Annotated in this window: 19 protein-coding genes and 1 pseudogene; 7 read left to right on the forward strand and 13 right to left on the reverse strand. The window is 71.0% G+C overall.

What is annotated here, in order from left to right; translation table 11 throughout:
- A pseudogene (locus tag PV721_RS11970) lies at positions 1-256 on the forward strand (hypothetical protein); the annotation flags it as partial.
- 258 nt (positions 257-514) lie between these two features.
- On the opposite strand, the gene dapD reads toward PV721_RS11970, so the two are convergent.
- Positions 515-1,495 (reverse strand): 2,3,4,5-tetrahydropyridine-2,6-dicarboxylate N-succinyltransferase, encoded by a 981-nt coding sequence (gene dapD / locus PV721_RS11975; RefSeq protein ID WP_319723165.1) that lies wholly within the window; start codon positions 1,493-1,495, stop codon positions 515-517.
- Positions 1,496-1,504: 9 nt separating this feature from the next.
- Positions 1,505-2,707: an MFS transporter gene (locus PV721_RS11980; RefSeq protein WP_319723221.1), complete on the reverse strand. Its 1,203-nt coding sequence runs from the start codon at positions 2,705-2,707 to the stop codon at positions 1,505-1,507.
- Between the two features lie 119 nt (positions 2,708-2,826).
- Here PV721_RS11980 and PV721_RS11985 point away from each other — a divergent pair, with 119 nt between their 5' ends.
- Positions 2,827-3,702, forward strand: coding sequence for a winged helix-turn-helix transcriptional regulator (locus PV721_RS11985; protein WP_319723166.1), 876 nt, complete (start codon positions 2,827-2,829; stop codon positions 3,700-3,702).
- A 35-nt stretch (positions 3,703-3,737) separates the two neighbouring features.
- Here the strand turns inward: PV721_RS11985 and PV721_RS11990 are convergent, their stop codons facing one another.
- Together PV721_RS11990 and PV721_RS11995 are read right to left on the reverse strand one after the other, a co-directional pair.
- Positions 3,738-4,289: a TetR family transcriptional regulator gene (locus PV721_RS11990; RefSeq protein WP_319723168.1), complete on the reverse strand. Its 552-nt coding sequence runs from the start codon at positions 4,287-4,289 to the stop codon at positions 3,738-3,740.
- The gene (locus tag PV721_RS11995; RefSeq protein ID WP_319723170.1) at positions 4,289-4,609 is read right to left on the reverse strand and encodes a multidrug efflux SMR transporter; all 321 of its coding nucleotides are present in this window, start codon (positions 4,607-4,609) and stop codon (positions 4,289-4,291) included. Before PV721_RS11995 ends, PV721_RS11990 begins: the two co-directional genes overlap by 1 nt.
- A gap of 124 nt (positions 4,610-4,733) precedes the next feature.
- Here PV721_RS11995 and PV721_RS12000 point away from each other — a divergent pair, with 124 nt between their 5' ends.
- The gene (locus tag PV721_RS12000) at positions 4,734-5,576 is read left to right on the forward strand and encodes a hypothetical protein (protein WP_319723172.1); all 843 of its coding nucleotides are present in this window, start codon (positions 4,734-4,736) and stop codon (positions 5,574-5,576) included.
- Here PV721_RS12000 and PV721_RS12005 read toward each other — a convergent pair.
- From PV721_RS12005 to PV721_RS12045, 9 genes are all read right to left on the reverse strand, one after another.
- Complete coding sequence (locus PV721_RS12005; protein WP_319723232.1) at positions 5,560-5,715, reverse strand: hypothetical protein; 156 nt, start codon at positions 5,713-5,715, stop codon at positions 5,560-5,562. The genes PV721_RS12000 and PV721_RS12005 overlap by 17 nt on opposite strands.
- Before the next feature lie 73 nt (positions 5,716-5,788).
- Positions 5,789-6,133, reverse strand: coding sequence for a metal-sulfur cluster assembly factor (locus PV721_RS12010; RefSeq protein ID WP_030388904.1), 345 nt, complete (start codon positions 6,131-6,133; stop codon positions 5,789-5,791).
- Positions 6,130-6,591, reverse strand: a complete 462-nt coding sequence (gene sufU, locus PV721_RS12015; protein ID WP_319723175.1) for a Fe-S cluster assembly sulfur transfer protein SufU — start codon at positions 6,589-6,591, stop codon at positions 6,130-6,132. Before sufU ends, PV721_RS12010 begins: the two co-directional genes overlap by 4 nt.
- Before the next feature lie 36 nt (positions 6,592-6,627).
- The gene (locus PV721_RS12020) at positions 6,628-7,884 is read right to left on the reverse strand and encodes a cysteine desulfurase (RefSeq protein ID WP_319723176.1); all 1,257 of its coding nucleotides are present in this window, start codon (positions 7,882-7,884) and stop codon (positions 6,628-6,630) included.
- Positions 7,881-8,645 carry a Fe-S cluster assembly ATPase SufC gene (gene sufC / locus PV721_RS12025; protein WP_319723177.1) on the reverse strand — a complete coding sequence of 255 codons (765 nt, stop codon included), beginning with the start codon at positions 8,643-8,645 and terminating at the stop codon, positions 7,881-7,883. Before sufC ends, PV721_RS12020 begins: the two co-directional genes overlap by 4 nt.
- Positions 8,646-8,652: 7 nt before the next feature.
- Positions 8,653-8,970, reverse strand: coding sequence for a bifunctional 3-phenylpropionate/cinnamic acid dioxygenase ferredoxin subunit (locus tag PV721_RS12030; RefSeq protein WP_319723179.1), 318 nt, complete (start codon positions 8,968-8,970; stop codon positions 8,653-8,655).
- On the reverse strand, positions 8,970-10,148 hold the full coding sequence (gene sufD / locus PV721_RS12035) for a Fe-S cluster assembly protein SufD (protein ID WP_319723181.1): 1,179 nt from the start codon (positions 10,146-10,148) through the stop codon (positions 8,970-8,972). Before sufD ends, PV721_RS12030 begins: the two co-directional genes overlap by 1 nt.
- Positions 10,149-10,208: 60 nt before the next feature.
- Positions 10,209-11,624 carry a Fe-S cluster assembly protein SufB gene (gene sufB, locus PV721_RS12040; protein ID WP_214930288.1) on the reverse strand — a complete coding sequence of 472 codons (1,416 nt, stop codon included), beginning with the start codon at positions 11,622-11,624 and terminating at the stop codon, positions 10,209-10,211.
- Positions 11,621-12,382 carry a helix-turn-helix transcriptional regulator gene (locus tag PV721_RS12045; RefSeq protein ID WP_319723184.1) on the reverse strand — a complete coding sequence of 254 codons (762 nt, stop codon included), beginning with the start codon at positions 12,380-12,382 and terminating at the stop codon, positions 11,621-11,623. Before PV721_RS12045 ends, sufB begins: the two co-directional genes overlap by 4 nt.
- 389 nt (positions 12,383-12,771) lie before the next feature.
- Here PV721_RS12045 and PV721_RS12050 point away from each other — a divergent pair, with 389 nt between their 5' ends.
- The 4 genes from PV721_RS12050 to PV721_RS12065 all read left to right on the forward strand — a co-directional run bounded on the left by PV721_RS12050 (position 12,772) and on the right by PV721_RS12065 (position 16,673).
- The gene (locus tag PV721_RS12050) at positions 12,772-13,698 is read left to right on the forward strand and encodes an ABC transporter ATP-binding protein (RefSeq protein WP_319723185.1); all 927 of its coding nucleotides are present in this window, start codon (positions 12,772-12,774) and stop codon (positions 13,696-13,698) included.
- Positions 13,695-14,477, forward strand: coding sequence for an ABC transporter permease (locus tag PV721_RS12055; RefSeq protein ID WP_319723187.1), 783 nt, complete (start codon positions 13,695-13,697; stop codon positions 14,475-14,477). The genes PV721_RS12050 and PV721_RS12055 overlap by 4 nt, the downstream gene beginning before the upstream one ends.
- 68 nt (positions 14,478-14,545) lie before the next feature.
- Positions 14,546-15,679, forward strand: a complete 1,134-nt coding sequence (locus PV721_RS12060) for a hypothetical protein (protein ID WP_319723189.1) — start codon at positions 14,546-14,548, stop codon at positions 15,677-15,679.
- A 4-nt stretch (positions 15,680-15,683) separates the two neighbouring features.
- Positions 15,684-16,673 (forward strand): COX15/CtaA family protein, encoded by a 990-nt coding sequence (locus PV721_RS12065; RefSeq protein WP_319723191.1) that lies wholly within the window; start codon positions 15,684-15,686, stop codon positions 16,671-16,673.
- The last annotated feature ends 52 nt before the right edge of the window (positions 16,674-16,725 follow it).

A 16,725-nucleotide genomic window follows, 5' to 3' on the forward strand; every position in this document is an offset into this window, starting at 1 on the left:
CTCCCCTCCGGCCCCACCCCCGACCAGAGCGCACGTACTCAGTCGCGACCGAGTAGCAGCCGCTACGCCGCCGAGCGCTCTGGCAGGAGCCCGGGTTCTGCTCTTCGACAGCCCCCACGTAGCCGCGGAACTGGTTCAGTGGTGGGGCGACCACTACGAGCTCTGCCCCGATGATCTCCTGGTTGAGCTGAACGGTGCTGCCGACCACGCGAAGATCACCGCTCTCCTCAAGCGGTACGGGGCACAGAAGCGCTGAGTCTTCGTGCCCCATGCGTGCCCGTCGCGGCGGGGAACCGAAGGGTGTCAGCAGTGATAGACGGCGCCACACACCAAACGGCCCCTGACCATGTCTCCTGGTCAGGGGCCGTTCACCTGCGGTGGGCGTGGGATTGAACCCACGGCGACTCGCGCCACGACGGGTTTTCAAGCTTGTGGCCGCTGGCGTCGCGACAGCTCAGCCGTAGGTCAGCGCGCGAGGGTCGGTTGCTCAGCCGCAGGTCAGGGCAGCCGGGCGTCAGTTGTGGCTGTGCAGGACCTCGTTCAGGCCGCCCCAGGCCGCCTTGTACGGGCGGGCCTCGACGGCGCCGGTGACCGAGTTGCGGCGGAAGAGGATGTTGTTGGCGCCGGAGAGCTCCAGGGCCTTGACGATCTGGCCGTCCGGCAGGGTGACGCGGGTGCCCGCGGTCACGTACAGGCCGGCCTCGACGACGCACTCGTCGCCCAGCGCGATGCCGACGCCTGCCTCGGCGCCGATCAGGGTGCGCTCGCCGATCGAGATGATCTGCTTGCCGCCGCCCGAGAGGGTGCCCATGGTGGAGGCGCCGCCGCCGATGTCGGAGCCGTCGCCGACCACGACGCCCGCGGAGATGCGGCCCTCGACCATGGAGGTGCCGAGGGTGCCGGCGTTGAAGTTGACGAAGCCCTCGTGCATGACGGTGGTGCCCTCGGCGAGGTGCGCGCCGAGGCGGACACGGTCCGCGTCGGCGATGCGCACGCCCTTGGGGGCGACGTAGTCGGTCATCCGCGGGAACTTGTCGATCGAGGTGACCTGGAGGTGCAGGCCCTCGGCGCGCGCGTTGAGGCGGACGGTCTCGACCTGGTCGATCGCGACCGGGCCGAGCGAGGTCCAGGCGACGTTGGCGAGCAGGCCGAAGACGCCGTCGAGGTTCTGGCCGTGCGGCTTGACCAGGCGGTGGCTGAGCAGGTGCAGGCGCAGGTACGCGTCGTGCGCGTCGAGCGGCTTGTCCTCCAGGGAGGCGATCACCGTACGGACGGCTACGACCTCGACTCCGCGGACCGCGTCCGTACGGATCGCCTTGGCCGCGGCGGCGCCGAGGAGCTCCACGGCCTGCTCTGCGGTGAGGCGCTCGGTGCCGGCCGGGCCGGGCTCGGCGACCAGCTCGGGGGCGGGGAACCAGGTGTCGAGGACGGTGCCGTCGGCGGTGAGGGTGGCAAGTCCGGCGGCGACGGCGCCGGTGGTACGCGTAGCAGTCATATCCGAAACCTAACCGGCGACGGCCTTCGGTTGCGAACCGGTCTCATGTGCCGGTCGCGCCGGTCGCGGCGCATGCCGTTGCTGCCTGGCGTGGGCCCACAGGACCGCCGCTCCGGCCCCCGCCGCCAGCACCACGCACAGCGGCCACAGCAGCCCGGGCGCGGCGGAGTACAGCGCTCCGCCGAGCGGCGGGCCGAGCACGACGCCGCTGGCCGACACCCCGGCGTACAGGCTCTGGTACAGCCCGATGGCGTGTGCGGGCGCCTGGTCGGCGACGTAGGCGGTGGCGGGGGTCTTGTAGAGGATCTCGCCGAGGCTCAGCAGCACCATCATCGCGACGGCGGCCGCGATCCCGGTCCCGAGCAGCAGCGCCCCGTACCCGGCGCCGACGAGCAGGAGTCCGACGCCGACGACGCGCAGCGGCGGGCGGGCGCGCAGGGCGACGGCGGCCGGCAGTTCGAGGAGGAGGATCACGGCGCCGTTGAGGGCGATGATCAGGCCGTAGGCACCGGTGTCGAGGCCGTGGTCGGCGAGGTAGACGGGGAAGGTCGAGTACTGCTGGCGGTAGATGACGTCGACCACCAGGATCGCGCCGAGCAGGACGAGGACGGCGGGCCTGGCCCGGAGCTCCCCCCATACGCCGCGGCCCAGACCCCCGTCCGGGGCCGCGGCGGGGGTGGGTGCCACGCTGCGCGCCGGGACGACCCGGGCGGTCCACAGCGCGAAGAAGAGGGTGCCGACGCCGTCGGCGACGAAGAGCCAGTCGTAGGAGAGGCCGGTCGCGATCAGCGCGCCGACCGGCGGGCCGAGGGTGAAGCCGCCGTTGGAGACGCAGCGGACGACGGCGAAGGCCTGGCGGCGCGCCCCTTCCGGGACGATCACCGCGACGAGGGCCGCGTTGGCGGACCGGATCGCCCCGAGGGCGTACTGGGCGAGCGGCAGGACGGCGTAGAGCGCGCCGGTCGGCATGGTCGGCAGGAGGACGAGGCCACCGCCGGCGAGGAACGAGGCGATGAGCAGGACGCGGCGGTGGCCGTAGCGGTCTCCGTACCCGCCGCCGGTGAAGTTGCCCGCGATCAGGCCGATGCCGCCGACTCCGGTGACCAGGCCGGCCTCGGTGACGGAGAGGCCGCGCGGGCCGGTCAGGTACACGAACACGAAGACGAAGGTCAGGCTGGACACGGCGTTGACGAAAACGCCCGGCGAGAGCATCCAGACCGCTCTCGGCACCTCTTTGAACCCTTGCAGCACGCCCGCCCCCCGGGTGAGTTCCTTTTGGGAACTGACTATGTCAGCATGACAACCTCGGGTCAACGGACAAAGGAGCTCCCATGGCCCAGCGCACACACCTCGGCGACGCGGACTGCGCCATCGCCCAGGCCCTCGACGTGGTGGGCGACTGGTGGACGCTGCTGATCGTGCGGGACACCGCACGCGGCCTGCACCGCTTCGACGAGCTCCAGCGCGAGCTGGGGATGTCCCGCAAGGTGCTGACGGAGCGGCTGAAGATGCTCGTCGAGGCCGGGGTGCTGACGCGCGTGCCGTACCAGGAGCGCCCGGTGCGGCACGAGTACCGGCTGACCCCGCGCGGGCGGGGGCTGCTGCCGGTCCTGGTGGCCCTCCAGGACTGGGGAGACACCTGGGTCCTGGGAGAGGGAGAGATGACGGCGACGACCGACGAGGCCTCGCGGGAGGCGGAACGGGTGCACGCGCTGCGCGGCACGCGGGTGCCGGAGCTGCTGCTGCCGGACCGTTTCGGCGGGCTGAGCGACCCGGTGGCGGACACCCCGTTCACGGTCCTGTACTGCTTCCCCGGCGCGTACGCGCGCGCCGAGTCCTATCCGCCCGGCTGGGCCGGCATTCCGGGTGCCAAGGGCTGCACGTTCGAGTCGTGCACGTACCGCGACCAGCTCGCGGAGTTCACCGCGGCGGGCGCCACCGTGCACGGGGTGTCGGCCCAGCGCCCGGACGAGCAGCGGGAGTTCGCGGAGCAGGAGCGGCTGCGGTTCCCGCTCCTCTCGGACGCGGACCTGGCGCTGACGGCGGCGCTGCGGCTGCCGACATTCCGGGCGGCGGGCGTGACGCGGATCAAGCGGCTCACCCTGGTCGTGGACCGCGACCGCACGGTCCGCGAGGTGATCTACCCGATCCGGGACATCGAGGCGAGCGTGGCCGCGGCGCTGGCGACGGTCCGGGGCGCCGCCTGACGGGAGGCCACCCGGACCGGACGCCCCGGGCGGGCCTAGGTCCGGCGGAGCACCCGCCCCAGGACCTCGCGGGCGTACGCCTCGTCGTACGCGGCGTCCGTCAGCAGGACCTGCAGGCCGATGCCGTCCATGACCGCCACCAGCGCCCGCGCCGTCACCGGATCCGTTCGCGAGGCCAGTTCGGCGGCTGCGGCCTCGCACCACTGCGCCGCCACCGGCCGCAGCGCCGGGCGGCGCAGGGCCGCGAGGTAGAGCTCGTACTCCAGCTCGACCCGGCCCCGGTCCGCCGCCAGGAACTCCCCCAGCAGACGGGCCAGGGCCCCTGCGAGGTCCGCGTCGGGATCGGCCAGCGTCGGAGAGTCGGCCATCGCCCGGGCGAAGCCCTCGTTGGCCTGGCGCAGGGCCGCGACCAGCAGATCGTCGAGGGTCTTGAAGTGGTAGGTCGTCGACCCGAGCGGTACGTCGGCCTCCGCGGCCGCGCTGCGGTGGCTCAGCCCCGCGATGCCCTTGGCGTCCACCACCCGGATCGCCGCGTCGATGATCCGCTGCCGCCGGTCCGGGTCGTAGCGCCGCACGCCGGAGGGCATCAGTGCGCTCCGCCGAGGTTCAGCAGGACCACCCCGCCGATGACCAGGGCGATCCCGGCGATCTTGGCGGCGGTGGCCGCCTCCCCCATGAACACGATGCCGATGGCGGCAATGGCGGCCGTGCCGACGCCGGCCCATATGGCGTAGGCCGTGCCGACCGACATCGACTTCAGCGTCTGCGCGAGGAGGGTGAAGGCGATGACGTACCCCAGCAGGGTGCCCAGCGAGGGCCACAGCTTCGTGAAGCCGTCGCTGTACTTCATGGCGGTGGTTCCGGCGACCTCGGCGGCGATGGCCGCGGCGAGCAGTGCGTAGGGCATGTGTACAAGAGTACACATCGATGCGTACACCTGTACACAGAGGCGATCCGCCGCACGACCCGGGACTCCTGCGGTCCGCGGCGCTACCCTGTCCGCCTCCTGGGGAGGAAGGGGCGGCCCGGGCATGGCGCAGCATGGGACCCATCAGGGCGGCGGCTGGCTGCCCCCGCGCTCTCCACGGCCGGGGGTGGTACCCCTGCGCCCGCTCGCAGCGCAGGAGATCCTCGGCGGCGCCCTCGCCACCCTGCGCCGGTACGGCGGCCGACTGCTCGGCGCCCTGCTCCTCGGCCAGCTCGGCGGGCTGCTGCTGGTCGCCGCCGTCGCCGGGGCGGCCACCCTCGCCTCCGTGACCCGTACCGCCGGCAGCCGGGCCTTCGTCTACGCCCTGTTCCCGGCCGTCGCCCTGTTCCTGCTGTTCAGCTGGGCCCTGGCCGGCGCCCTGGCCGCGGCCCTGCTCCGGCCGGCCGTGCTCGGGCGGCGCGTGGCGGCGCGCGAGCTGCTCCGCGCGGCCCTGCCCCGGACCCCGGCGGTGCTGGGCGCCCGGCTGCTGTCCCTGCTCGCGGCCGCCGGACCGGGCGCCGCCGCGTTCGCCGCCGGGCTGCCGCCGCTCGCGCTGCTCCCCCTGGCCCCCGTCGCCCTGTGGCTCGCCGTGCTGTTCGCGCTGGCGCCCACGGCCGCCGGGTACGAGGGACTCGGCCCCGTGGCGGCCCTGCGCCGCTCGGCCCGCCTCGTGCGCGGCGGCTGGTGGCGGACGCTGTGCGTCACGGCTCCGGCCGGCGCGCTCGCGCTGGGGGCCGCGTACGCCCTCCTGCACTGGTTCGGTGCCCCGGGCGTCCTGCTCGCGCCGGCCCTGCTGCTGACCTTCCCCCAGGTGACCGTCGGTCTGCTCTACGCCGACCGGCGGCTCCGGCGCGAGCACGTCGCCGGGTCGCTCACGGCGGAGCCCCTGGTCACGGGTTCAGCGTGAACCAGGCCGCCCGCGCCTTCTTCCACTCGGCGTGCGTCAGGTCCTTGGCCTCGGTGCCGTCCCCGTAGAGGTCCGCGGACCCGCTGTCGGTGATCAGCTGCACCCGGGCTCCCGCGGCCGTCAGGTCCGGGACGTCCACGCCGGCCTCCCAGCGAACAGCGAGGGCCCCCGGCACGACCGTGCCGGGGGCCCTCCTGTGCGAGCGGCGGTGATCAGACGTTGAAGCCGAGCGCGCGGAGCTGCTCACGACCGTCGTCCGTGATCTTGTCCGGGCCCCACGGCGGCATCCAGACCCAGTTGATCCGGAGTTCGTTGACGATGCCGTCCGTCGCCGACTTCGCCTGGTCCTCGATGACGTCCGTCAGCGGGCAGGCCGCCGAGGTCAGCGTCATGTCCAGGGTGGCGATGTTCGCGTCGTCGATGTGGATGCCGTAGATCAGGCCCAGATTGACGACGTCGATGCCCAGCTCGGGGTCGACCACGTCGTAGAGGGCCTCGCGGACCTCTTCCTCGGTGGCCGGCTTGATCGACGCCTCGGGCGTCGCGTTCTCGGTCATGCCGTCTTCCTCTCCGCGTCGCCCAGAGCCTGGGCGGTCGCGTCCTTCCACGCCATCCAACTCAGCAGAGCACACTTCACGCGAGCCGGGTACTTGGAGACGCCGACGAACGCGACCGCGTCCTCCAGCACGTCCTCCATGGCCTCGTCCGGCTCGATCTTGCCCTTGGACTGCATCATCTCCAGGAAGACAGCCTGGATCTTCTGCGCCTCGGCCAGTTCCTTGCCGACCAGCAGCTCATTGAGTACGGACGCGCTGGCCTGGCTGATGGAGCAGCCCTGGCCCTCGTACGAGACGTCGGTCAGCGTCTCGCCGTCGTACTTCACGCGCAGCGTGATCTCGTCGCCGCACGTCGGGTTGACGTGGTGCACCTCGGCGTCGCCGTCGCGCAGGCCACGCCCGTGCGGGTGCTTGTAGTGGTCCAGGATCAGTTCCTGGTACATCGAATCCAGCTTCACAGCGTCCTCGTCAGCCTCATCGTCGTCGACTCGTCGTCACCCGAAGAAGTTCCGTACGTGCTCCAGCCCGTCGACCAGCGCGTCGACCTCGGCCGGAGAGGAGTACAGATAGAAAGACGCTCGCGTCGTCGCCGGAATTCCGTAGCGCAGGCAGACGGGGCGCGCGCAGTGGTGTCCCACGCGGACCGCGATGCCCTGCTCGTCCAGCACCTGACCGACGTCGTGCGGGTGGATGTCGCCGAGGACGAAGGAGATCGCGGCGCCGCGGTCCTCGGCCGTGGTGGGGCCGATGATCCGCAGGTCCGGCACCTCGGCGAGGCGCTTGATCGCGTACTCGGTGATCGCGTGCTCGTGCGCGGCGATCCTGTCCATGCCGATCGCAGACAGGTAGTCCACGGCCGCACCGAGGCCGACGGCCTGGGCGATCGGGGGCGTACCGGCCTCGAACTTGTGGGGCGCCGGGGCGTACGTCGAGGCGTGCATCGACACGGTCTCGATCATCTCGCCGCCGCCGAGGAACGGGGGCAGGTCCTCCAGCAGCTCCTGGCGGCCCCAGAGCACGCCGATGCCGGTCGGGCCGCACATCTTGTGGCCGGTGAAGGCCACGAAGTCGGCGCCGAGCGCCTGCACGTCCAGCGGCATGTGCGGAGCGGCCTGGGAGGCGTCGATCAGCACCAGGGCGCCGACGTCCTGGGCGCGCCGGACGATCGCCTCGACGGGGTTGACCGTGCCCATGATGTTGGAGACCAGCGTGAAGGAGACGATCTTCGTCTTCTCCGTGATGACCTCTTCGATGTTGGACAGGTCGAGCCGGCCGTCGTCGGTGAGGCCGAACCACTTCAGCTTCGCGCCGGTGCGCTGCGAGAGCAGCTGCCACGGCACGATGTTGGAGTGGTGCTCCATCTCCGTGATGGCGATCTCGGTCTCGCGGTCGACCCGGTAGGGCTCGTCCGCCCAGCCGAGCATGTTCGCGACCAGGTTGAGCGACTCCGAGGCGTTCTTGGTGAAGATCACCTCGTCGCGGCTCGGCGCGTTGATGAAGGCGGCGACCTTGTCGCGAGCGCCCTCGTACAGCGCCGTGGCCTCCTCGGCGAGCACGTGCACGCCACGGTGGACGTTGGCGTTGTGCTGCTCGTAGTACTCGTTCAGCGCATCGAGCACCTGGCGCGGCTTCTGCGAGGTCGCCGCGTTGTCCAGGTAAACGATCTTCTTCCCGTCGTGGACCACACGATCCAGCAGGGGGAAGTCCTTGCGGATCGCCTCGATGTCGAGGAGGCCAGGCAGCTGTGTCACGCGGTCGCGCCACCCTTCACGTACTTGTCGTAACCCTCGGCCTCCAGCTGGTCGGCGAGCTCGGCGCCACCGGACTCGGCGATGCGGCCGTTCGCGAACACGTGCACGAAGTCGGGCTTGATGTAGCGCAGGATGCGCGTGTAGTGGGTGATCAGCAGGGTGCCGACCTCGCCGGTCTCGCGGACGCGGTTGACGCCCTCCGAGACGATCCGCAGCGCGTCGACGTCGAGGCCGGAGTCGGTCTCGTCGAGGATCGCGATCTTCGGCTTCAGAAGCTCCAGCTGCAGGATCTCGTGGCGCTTCTTCTCACCGCCGGAGAAGCCCTCGTTCACGTTGCGGTCGGCGAAGGCCGGGTCCATGGAGAGCTGCTCCATCGCGGACTTGACCTCCTTCACCCAGGTGCGCAGCTTCGGGGCCTCGCCGCGGATTGCGGTGGCCGAGGTGCGCAGGAAGTTGGAGACCGAGACGCCGGGGACCTCGACCGGGTACTGCATGGCGAGGAAGAGGCCGGCGCGCGCACGCTCGTCGACGGACATCTCCAGGACGTCCTCACCGTCGAGGGTCACGGTGCCACCGGTGATGGTGTACTTCGGGTGACCGGCGAGCGAGTACGCCAGGGTGGACTTGCCGGAGCCGTTCGGACCCATGATGGCGTGCGTCTCACCCTGCTTGACGGTGAGGTCGACGCCCTTGAGGATCTCGCGGGCGCCGTTCTCGGCCTCGACGGAGACGTGCAGGTCGTGGATTTCAAGCGTTGCCATGGATACCTCAGGACTCCTGGGTGAGGGAGACGAGCACGTCGTCCCCTTCGATCTTTACGGGGTATACGGGTACGGGGCGCGTCGCGGGCAGACCGGAGGGCTTGCCGGTGCGCAGGTCGAAGGCCGACCCGTGCAGCCAGCACTCGATCATGCAGTCCTCGACCTCGCCCTCCGAGAGCGAGACGTTCGCGTGCGAGCAGATGTCGTTGATCGCGAACACCTCCCCATCGGTGGAGACGATGGACACCGGCGTGCCGTCGAGTTCCACCCGCTTCGGGGTGTTCTCCTCCAGCTCGCTCAGCGTGCAGGCCTTGACGTAATTCATCAGACGGAACCCTGGAGCTCGGTCTCGATCTTCGAGAGCAGACGCTCCTCGATGTCCGGGACACCGATCTGCTGGACGAGCTCGGCGAAGAAGCCGCGGACGACCAGGCGGCGGGCCTCGTCGGCCGGGATGCCGCGGGCCTGCAGGTAGAAGAGCTGCTCGTCGTCGAAGCGGCCGGTCGCCGAGGCGTGGCCGGCGCCGACGATCTCTCCGGTCTCGATCTCCAGGTTCGGCACCGAGTCGACCCGCGCACCGTCCGTGAGGACCAGGTTGCGGTTCATCTCGTAGGTGTCGGTGCCCTCGGCGGTCTTCTCGATGAGCACGTCGCCGATCCAGACCGCGTGGGCGTCCTGGCCCTGGAGCGCGCCCTTGTAGACGACGTTCGACTTGCAGTGCGGCGCGTCGTGCTGCACCAGGAGGCGGTGCTCCTGGTGCTGGCCGGCGTCCGTGAAGTACAGGCCGAAGAGCTCGGCCTCGCCGCCGGGGCCGGCGTAGCTGACGCGCGGGTGGATGCGGACGACGTCGCCGCCGAAGGTGACCACGATCGACTTGAAGGTCGCGTCGCGGCCGACCAGCGCGTTGTGCTGCGAGCAGTGGACGGCGGTGTCGTCCCAGTCCTGCACGGAGACGACCGTGAGCTTGGCGCCGTCGCCGACCAGGAAGTCGACGTTGGCGGCGCGCACGGCGTCACCGGTGTGGTCGATGACGATGACGGCCTCGGCGAAGGCCTGCACGTCGAAGACGGTGTGCCCGAAGGTGGTGCCGCCCTCGCCGTGCAGCGTGAGGCGCACCGGCTCGGTCAGGACGGCCTCCTTGGGCACGGTGACGACCGTGGCCTTGGCGAAGGACGAGAACGCCTGGGCGGCGATCCGGTCCACCGGGGTGCCGGCCTTGCCGATGCGCGCGTCGCCGCGCTCCACCGACTCCACCGTGACGCCCTCGGGCGCGTCGATCTGGGCCTTGATGGCGCCGTCGGCGACCGCGGTGCCGTCGTGGAGACCACGCAGGCGGGCCAGCGGAGTGAAGCGCCACTCCTCCTCGCGGCCGTGCGGCACGGGGAAGTCCGCCACGTCGAAGGACGGGGGGGCACTCATCCGGGTGGCGACGGTGGACTCGGCGGCCACCGCGATCGCGCCGGCGGTGGTCGAACCCGCCGGAATGTTCTGAGCCTCAGCCATGGCTGTCTTCGTGCTCTCTTCCTACGTCAAAGAATGTCTGCGGGACTCGGGCGGCCGGGACTAACCGACCGAACCCTCCATCTGCAGCTCGATCAGCCGGTTCAGCTCCAGGGCGTACTCCATGGGCAACTCACGCGCGATGGGCTCGACGAAGCCGCGCACGATCATGGCCATCGCCTCGAACTCCGTCAGACCGCGGCTCATCAGGTAGAAGAGCTGGTCGTCGGAGACCTTGGAGACGGTGGCCTCGTGGCCCATGGAGACGTCGTCCTCGCGGACGTCCACGTACGGGTACGTGTCCGAGCGGGAGATGGTGTCGACGAGGAGCGCGTCGCACAGCACGTTGGACTTCGAGCCGTGGGCACCCTCGCCGATCTCGACCAGGCCTCGGTACGAGGTGCGGCCGCCGCCCCGGGCCACCGACTTGGAGACGATGTTCGAGGAGGTGTTCGGCGCCATGTGGACCATCTTGGAGCCGGCGTCCTGGTGCTGGCCCTCGCCCGCGAAGGCGATGGAGAGGGTCTCGCCCTTGGCGTGCTCGCCCATCAGGTAGACGGCCGGGTACTTCATGGTGACCTTGGAACCGATGTTGCCGTCGATCCACTCCATGGTCGCGCCCTCGTACGCCACGGCGCGCTTGGTGACCAGGTTGTAGACGTTGTTCGACCAGTTCTGGATCGTCGTGTAGCGGCAGCGGCCGCCCTTCTTGACGATGATCTCGACGACGGCGCTGTGCAGCGAGTCCGAGGAGTAGATCGGGGCCGTGCAGCCCTCGACGTAGTGGACGTAGGCATCCTCGTCGACGATGATCAGCGTCCGCTCGAACTGGCCCATGTTCTCCGTGTTGATACGGAAGTAGGCCTGGAGCGGGATGTCGACCTTGACGCCCTTGGGGACGTAGATGAACGACCCGCCGGACCACACGGCGGTGTTCAGCGAGGCGAACTTGTTGTCGCCGACCGGGATGACCGTGCCGAAGTACTCCTGGAAGAGCTCCGGGTGCTCCTTGAGCGCGGTGTCCGTGTCGAGGAAGATGACGCCCTGCTCCTCCAGGTCCTCGCGGATCTGGTGGTAGACGACCTCGGATTCGTACTGGGCCGCGACACCGGCGACGAGGCGCTGCTTCTCCGCCTCCGGGATGCCGAGCTTGTCGTACGTGTTCTTGATGTCCTCCGGCAGGTCCTCCCACGAAGCGGCCTGCTTCTCGGTCGAACGCACGAAGTACTTGATGTTGTCGAAGTCGATGCCGGAGAGGTCGGAGCCCCAGTTCGGCATGGGCTTCTTGTCGAACAGCTTGAGGCCCTTGAGGCGGAGCTTCAGCATCCACTCGGGCTCGGACTTCTTCGCCGAGATGTCGCGGACGACATCCTCGGACAGACCCCGCTTGGCAGCGGCGCCGGCCGCGTCGGAGTCGGCCCAGCCGTATTCGTAGGTGCCCAGGCCATCGAGCTCAGGGTGAGCAGTCTCCGTGGTCATGCGGGGTTCCTCCCGGCCGTACTTGCAGATACTGATGTGTCGGTCTGTGTGGTGCTCGCGCTGCGCGGAATGAACGTGGTGCACACTCCGTCGCCGTGGGCGATGGTGGCGAGGCGCTGCACATGCGTCCCGAGCAGGCGTGAGAAGACCTCGGTCTCCGCCTCGCAGAGCTGCGGGAACTGCTCGGCCACGTGGGCGACCGGGCAGTGGTGCTGACAGAGCTGTTCACCGCTGTGCGGACCGGGAGCGCTCTTCGCCGTAGCAGCGTACCCGTCCGCGGTCAACGCCTTGGCCAGGGCCTCCGCGCGGTCCCCGGGGGCGGCCGCCTCGACGGCTTCCCGGTAGCTCCGCGCCTGCGTCTCCATCCGCGCCCTGGCGAAGGCGGCGACGGCCGCCTCGCCCTGCTCGCCCCCGCCGACCGACTGCGCGATCCAGCGCAGGGCGTCAGCGGCGAGGGTGTCGTAGGACTGGTCGAAGGCGTCGCGGCCGCAGTCGGTGAGCGCGAAGACCTTGGCGGGCCGACCCCGGGCGCGCGCACCGTACACACGCTGCTCACGGGGTTCGACCACGTCGTCGGTGACGAGCGTGTCGAGGTGGCGGCGGACGGCGGCCTGGGTGAGGCCGAGGCGCTGGGCGAGGTCGGCGACGGTGGACGGACCGTGGTCCAGGATCGAGCGCGCCACTCGGTTGCGGGTTGACCGCTCCCCGGTGGCGAGCTCCCCCTGGGGGGTCTCGATCTGCCGTTCGCCGTATTTCACAACGCCATTGTTGCGTAATTAGTCGAGCCCCGACAAGCCGTGACGGACGCCACTCCTGGTGGCCTCCATCACTAAGGGTTACCTTATTTGTCGACGCAGAGTTATTAGGAGGGGAGCATTCCGCTATTCGCCCGACCGGCTCCGGCAGGCCGGTGCACCGCTCCCACCAGCACACCTCCGCCCCCGATGTTTCCCGGCGCGGTGAACATCGAGTTCCGGAAAAGATCACGGAAAGCGGCCGGGGCCGTCCGAACGGCCGGAAAGAAAAGAACTTTCACCCACTACGCCGTGGTCACGAACGGACGGCCCGCACCCCCTCCACCCGGGGTCCCCGGCCCCTCGACCCCGGGGCCCGTGCACCCTCCCCCGGCTCCGTAGACTCACCCTTCATGAGCAACGACCCCGCCGTGGAGATCCGCGGACTGGTGAAGCGGTACGGCACCAAGAAAGCGGTGGACGGCCTGGACCTCACCGTCCGTACGGCCTCCGTCACAGCGGTCCTCGGACCCAACGGCGCGGGCAAGACGACCACGGTGGAGACCTGCGAGGGCTACCACCGCCCCGACGCCGGCACCGTCCGCGTCCTCGGCCTCGACCCGGTCGCCCAGGCCGGGGAGCTGCGCCCGCGGATCGGCGTGATGCTCCAGTCCGGGGGCGTCTACTCCGGAGCCCGCGCGGTCGAGATGCTGCGCCACATGGCCAAGCTGTACGCCGACCCGCTCGACGTCGACACCCTGGTGGAACGCCTCGGACTCGGCGGCTGCGGCCGCACCGCCTACCGCCGGCTCTCCGGCGGCCAGCAGCAGCGCCTGGCCCTGGCCATGGCCGTCGTGGGCCGCCCCGAACTGGTCTTCCTGGACGAGCCCACCGCCGGCCTGGACCCGCAGGCCCGCCGCGCGACCTGGGACCTCGTACGGGAGCTGCGCACCGACGGGGTCACCGTCGTCCTCACCACCCACCACATGGACGAGGCCGAGCAGCTCTCGGACGAGGTCGCCATCGTGGACGCGGGCCGGGTCATCGCCCACGGCAGCCCCGAGCAGCTCTGCCGGGGCGGCGCCGAGAACACCCTGCGCTTCACAGGCCGCCCCTCCCTCGACCTCGCCTCGCTGCTGAAGGCGCTGCCCGACGGCACCCAGGCCGCCGAGCTGGTCCCGGGCACCTACCGGGTCACCGGCGACGTCCACCCGCAGCTGCTGGCCACCGTCGCCTCCTGGTGCGCGCAGCACGGCGTGATGCCGGACAGCCTCACGGTGGAGCGGCACACCCTCGAAGACGTGTTCCTGGAACTGACCGGTAAGGAGCTGCGCGCATGAGCGCCGGTACGTTCACCCCCAATCCGGGGGCCGCGCCCGTGTCCCGCATGATCCTCGCGCAGACGGCCCTGGAGACCCGAATGCTGCTGCGCAACGGGGAGCAGCTCCTGCTGACCGTGATCATCCCGGCGCTGCTGCTCACCCTCTTCTCCGCCGTCGACATCATCACCGTGCCCGTCGAGGAGGGGGGCTCCGGGAAGTCCGTGGACTTCCTCGCCCCCGGCATCCTGGCGCTCGCCGTGATGTCCACCGCCTTCACGGGCCAGGCCATCGCCACCGGCTTCGACCGCCGCTACGGGATCCTCAAGCGGCTCGGGGCCTCTCCGCTGCCGCGCTGGGCCCTCATGGCCGCCAAGACCCTGTCGGTGCTGGTCACCGAGGTGCTGCAGGTCGCCCTGCTGACGGTGATCGCCCTCGCCCTGGGCTGGTCCCCGCACGGGAACCCGCTGTCGGTCGCCGCCCTGATCCTGCTGGGCACCGCCGCCTTCTCCGGGCTGGGGCTGCTGATGGCGGGAACGCTCAAGGCCGAGATGACCCTGGCCGCCGCCAATCTGGTCTTCCTGCTGCTGCTGGTCGGCGGCGGGGTGATCGTGCCCCTGGAGAAGTTCCCCGAGGCGGCGCAGTCCGTCCTCGGGCTGCTTCCCATCTCGGCCCTCTCCGACGGCCTGCGCGAGGTGCTCCAGCACGGTGCCGCGCTGCCGTGGGGCGACGCGGCCGTGCTCGCCGGCTGGGCCGTAGTCGGTCTGGGCGCCGCCGCGCGGCTCTTCCGCTGGGAATGAAACCCTTCCCCTCCCGCTGAGATTGCCGCGAGGATGGGCGCCTCCACACATGAAGCCGGGGGGCGGACATGGTGCAGCGGGAGGCCGTACTTCGGCTGGACGAGCAGTGGGCACAGGTGCGGTCGGGGGCGGCGCACGCGGGACCGGAGGAGCGCGAGCGGCTCCTCGACGCGCTCATCGGCGCCCTGCGCGCCCTCCCGGACGACCCGCAGTGCACCGCGCTGCTCGGGCTTCGCCTCGCCGACCGGGCCGCCCTGCGGTTCGCCACGGGGGACCGGGCGGGTGCGCTGGCCACGATCGAGGAGGCGCTGCGCAGCTCCGAGCGCGCGGCCCGGCACTCCGCCGAGTTCGCCCGCTGGTACGCCCGGGGGCTGATCAACCACGGGGTGTGGCTGGCCTGGCCGCTGAGCGACGGGGCCCGGCTGCCGAAGCACCCGCTGGGCCCGGCCGCCGGCGAGGGCCCGAGCGCCATGGAGCGGGCGGCCGGTGAGCGCGCCCGTGACCTGACCCGGACCGCGGTGGAGGTGTGGGCGGGCCTGGACCAGCACGATCCGGTCAACCGGCGGGGCCTCGCCCAGGCCAAGGTGTTCCTCGGCGACCGCCTCGCCGAGCTGGGCTTCGCCGAGGACGCGGTGGCCTGGGCCGTGGACGCGGAGTCCGACTTCCGGCAGCTGCTGCTCGCGGATCCCGGCGCCGAGGAGTCGGAGGAGGCCGAGGAGGCCCTCGACCACATCGGCCGCCAGCTGGAACTGCGGCTGCGCTTCCTGGCCTTCGAGTCCCTGGTCGGCCTGCGCGCGCGGGGGCTGATGCCCGAACGGCTGCTGCCGCAGGCCGTGGTGGCCGCCCGTATCCAGGGGGTGGAGGAGTCCGAGGTCGCGGCCCGGCTGCGCCTCGACCCCGAACAGGTGCGGACGATGCTGGAGGTCACGCCCTGGCTCGCGGTGTGGCGCGTGGAGGTGCGCGGTCCTGACGGCCTGTGGAACGTACTCCCTCATCCATGGCACAGCGCTGCGGAAGTGAGGAACCGGACGGCCGAGGACGTAGCGGGCGAATTGATACGGGGATTCCCGGGATCCGCGGACTACCCGGGCGACGGCGTCCCTTGGCGCATCCACGTGTGGTGGCACGAGGAGGGCGACCCGGCCGGGGCGAAGTTCCGGCTGGTCGCGGGCCCCGACGCACCCGCCGGCACCCCCTCGTGAAACTTTGCACAAGGCGCCGCCTACGATAGGTGCCGTGTTGAACCCCTTCGCTTACATCGCCGACCGCTGGACTCCGTCACCCCGGATCGTCCGGCGCGCGGCACTCGCCGCCCTCGTCATGAGCGTGGTCATCGTCGTCACCGGCGGCGCGGTGCGGCTGACCGGATCCGGTCTCGGCTGCGACACCTGGCCCAAGTGCACCGACGACAGCCTGATCGCGACGCAGGCCCAGGGCTTCCACGGCGCCATCGAGTTCGGCAACCGGATGCTGACGTACGTCCTCAGCGCGGCCGTCGGCTGGATCATCCTCGCTGCGCGCTCGGCCAAGCCCTGGCGCCACTCGCTGACGAAGCTCGGCTGGGTCCAGTTCGTGGTCGTGATGGCCAACGCCGTGCTCGGCGGCATCACCGTCATGACGGGCCTCAACCCGTACAGCGTGGCAGGGCACTTCCTGCTCGCCACCGCGCTCATCACGGTGACGACGGTCACCTGGCAGCGCACCGGCGAGGGCGACACCGCCCCCCGCCCGCGCGTACCGGGCCCGGTGCGCAAGCTGTCGTGGGCGCTGATCGCCACCACCCTCGTGCTGATCGCGGCGGGCACGGTGGTCACCGGTTCCGGACCGCACGCGGGCGACAGCAGCGAGATCAGGCGGATGCCGTTCGACTGGACGTCCACCGCCCACGTGCACGCCGTCGCCGCCTGGCTGGTGTGCGCGCTGGCCGTCGCGATGTGGCTGGTGCTGCGCGTGGTCGACGCCCCCGTCGACACCCGGGCGCGCGCCCGCGACCTGCTGATCGTGCTGCTCGCCCAGGGCGGCATCGGCTACGTGCAGTTCTTCACCGACCTGCCCGAGGTCCTCGTGGCCGCGCACATGCTGGGCTCCTGCCTGGTGTGGATCGCCGTGCTCCGGGTCGCGCTGAGCCTGCGCGAGCGGCCGTCCGAACAGGCGGGGATCCCGGCCCAGGGCGACCCGCAGCTCTCCGCCGTCTGAGCCGTGCGGGCTCGGGGGACGCGGGCCGGAGGCGCGTGGACCGAAGGGCCGC

The sequence above is a fragment of the Streptomyces sp. MB09-01 genome (genome assembly GCF_033794505.1).
GTDB lineage: Bacteria > Actinomycetota > Actinomycetes > Streptomycetales > Streptomycetaceae > Streptomyces.